Origin of the sequence: Candidatus Bathycorpusculum sp., assembly GCF_009778815.1 — an archaeon.
GTDB lineage: Archaea > Thermoproteota > Bathyarchaeia > Bathyarchaeales > Bathycorpusculaceae > Bathycorpusculum > Bathycorpusculum hydrogenotrophicum.
This window is the reverse complement of the sequence record NZ_WRFL01000126.1, coordinates 1-2,786: the sequence shown is the minus strand read 5'-3', so window position 1 is coordinate 2,786 and position 2,786 is coordinate 1. Positions and strand designations below refer to the sequence as shown.

Annotated in this window: 3 protein-coding genes; all 3 read left to right on the top strand. The window is 40.3% G+C overall.

Going from position 1 to position 2,786, the window contains the following annotated elements; translation table 11 throughout:
- The coding region (locus FWF39_RS12300) for a hypothetical protein (RefSeq protein ID WP_343383729.1) at window positions 1-1,111 on the top strand (1,111 nt) is incomplete at its 5' end.
- A gap of 39 nt (window positions 1,112-1,150) precedes the next feature.
- Window positions 1,151-1,912, top strand: coding sequence for a prepilin peptidase (locus FWF39_RS12295; protein WP_343383728.1), 762 nt, complete (start codon window positions 1,151-1,153; stop codon window positions 1,910-1,912).
- Window positions 1,913-2,036: 124 nt separating this feature from the next.
- Entirely contained in the window at window positions 2,037-2,705 is a 669-nt protein-coding gene (locus FWF39_RS12290; protein WP_343383727.1) for a hypothetical protein, read from the top strand.
- Window positions 2,706-2,786: the final 81 nt, after the last annotated feature.

The window sequence follows — 2,786 nt, the reverse complement described above, 5'->3', positions numbered from 1 at the left end:
TGCACGAGTGCAGATGACAAATATCATACGAACCCTACTTGACGTAGAAGTCGTAGGAGACGTTGAACCGCCAAAACCTCAATATCGTTTTTGTGCAGATTTAGAGTTATCAAAGAATTATGCTCTACCTATAGTGTTTAATGGTCAACGACCAGAGTTTATGGTTAATCTTATTGACCGAATAGTTGCATCTACGGCTGGGCTGGGGGTATGTGTAGAAGTGGTTGCTAAAGCCGATCCCAACGCAACATTAGGCATACAAAAATTCGTGTACAACAAACTCTACCCCAAAACATCAACCTCGTCGTTGGGTGTAAATATTTTAGATCCCGTTGTTGATTTGATAGGGGCAGGGATAGGGCAAGCCCCAAAGACTGAGACCGTTACTTCTGTTAGGGGTGGGCGGGCGGGTCAGAATAAGGTGGATTCTTGGAGCCGTGAACTTGTAAAGCATGCGGAGCTAAAACTTGCCAGTAACCTTTTCACCTGCAAAATCCTTGTTTTTGGCAACTCCCTGCAAACTGTCCAAGCAATCAAAAAGGCGTTACCAGCAGCCCCCACCAACAGACTAAAAACCTTCAAAACAACCAAAAAACCCAAACAACACCCAACAACCACTCTCAAAGCCCCCACAAGATATTGGATACGTAATAATGTTCTCTGCCGCCTCTGGTGGGCATTACCATTAAGTATTTTGTTGCTTGCAGGGATTTTTGGCTTTTTTAACCCCATAAAACTTTTCACTTCAGGGTTTAGTAATGTGGATTTGATACCTCTTTGTTTGGCAGTGTTTTTTGCAGTTTGTTTATTTGTGGCATTTAGAAAACGCCAGCCAATTGTGCTTAGCACACAAGAATTAGCACAAATCATAGGACTACCCACAGCAATAGCAAAACTCCCCATAGCATTAGGAAAAGTACCCGTTTCAAGAACACAACTAGGCTTCGAACAAACAACAAAAGAAAAAGAAAAAGAGCCCAAAAACGAAAAACAGCCGTTTAACAAAGAAGAAAAAACAGAAAAGGAAGCGGAGGGCGAGTTATGTCAAAAGACAACCTTCCCAGTCAGCCGTCACTTTCCCTATTCTGAAGAGGAGAAACCCTTTACCTGACTTTTAAAAGTCTCACAATTTATTATAGAGGAATGAAAAATGCAATTACTGATAATGTGGATACCGTTTGTTTTTACGTTAAGCGTTTTAACATATGCCTCTATTTTTGATTTAAAGAAAAGAGCAGTGTCTAATCGGGTTTGGCTCTTTGCCTACCCCATAGGATGCATAATGACCCTATCAAAATTAGCAGTTAGCTTGTTAGATGTACAGACTGTTTTTGTTTCTTTGGGGGTTTCGATGGTTTTGGGATTTGTTTTATTTTGCTCTGGCTTTTATGGAGGAGCAGATGTAAAAACGTTAGTCTTTATGGGTTTAACCATTCCAACAATCCCCCACACTTTTAACACGCCATTAGGGTTTTCTGCACTACCGGTTATTTTGGCAGTATTTTGCATTTCAACTATTTTAAGCCTGATATGGCCCCTAACCATTTTTACCCTAAACCTAAAAGACCTCGCTAAAGGAAAAAACATGTTCGAAGAAATCCAACTCACCCTACAACAAAAAATTTTGCTACTCTTTACAGCAAGAAAAATACCAATAGAAAAACTAGAAACCCTCAAATATTTCCCAGCCGAGAAAGCAGAATTTCAAGACAACAAACCTACTAGAGTTTTACTCCATTTTGTAAAAGCAGAAACAAACCTATCAAAACACCTCAACAACCTAAAAACCAACACAGAACTATACCAAAAAGGCGTCCTTGCCTCTCCAACAATACCCACAATATGCTTTCTCACATTAGCCCTAACAACTATGCTACTATACACTTTATCACAAACCTTCATGTTTCTTTAAACAAAAAAGATACCTATCAAAAAACATGGCGATTAACAACAATCCTCACTCAGAGAGAGTTTCACTTATATCAACCAAAAACAACAATTCCCTTAAAAACAGATTACAATTTGAAGGGGCTCAAATGATCGCTGAAGAACAAATAACATCAAAAATCACAGAACTAATGAAAACACTCGATCATATCAAAAAATACAACGCCATAGCACGCTCACTAAAACCCTTCATGCTCATCATCGCAGGCTCAATAGCAACATTTCTAGCACTACTAACAATATTTGACATCTACGGAATAGAACCCAGCCCCAATAACCCCATGTTTGCAGCAGGATTTTTAGCATCCCTAATCCCACTTATAGGTCTTGCCTGCGGAATATTATACATACGAAAACAAGTTAACGCTGTTAAAGTAGGTAAATGGCAACCAGAAATTTCTAAAGGCTTCGCCTCCACCCTAAAACTATTAGGCGAGATGGATTGGGAAAAGACCCTAGAAGATATCTCTATGGCACGATTTGGCTATGCAATCTATAGTATCCTTAAGGCAGGCACCTGCTTGGTTGTCTCAGTAGCCGCCTTTGAGCTGGCATGGAATAGCTTAACCCTGCTATTTTTACATACCACAGTGCCAACTGGAGCCTTCTTTTGGGGCTTTGTTGCTGTCTCAGTTGTAGTCTTTGTGCTGGGTAAAGATTTTTTGAGGCGATATCGAGAGTTACGTGCGTTGGATATGTTGGTTTGGGAGTTGCGATGGTTTAGTGTCGAGTTCGAAAAAGTCGAGTTCCAAGCTTGATCTCTATGTTATCGCCCGGATAATTGAGGCGCTAAAAGAGAAAAAAAATCTCAACCGAACCGCCCTAGCTACAGTCACAGG

Bases quoted from the DNA above. Each gene is read 5' to 3' on its own strand.
- FWF39_RS12295 (WP_343383728.1), top strand. From the start codon at position 1,151: ATGCAATTACTGATAATGTGGATACCGTTTGTTTTTACGTTAAGCGTT.
- FWF39_RS12290 (WP_343383727.1), top strand. From the start codon at position 2,037: ATGATCGCTGAAGAACAAATAACATCAAAAATCACAGAACTAATGAAA.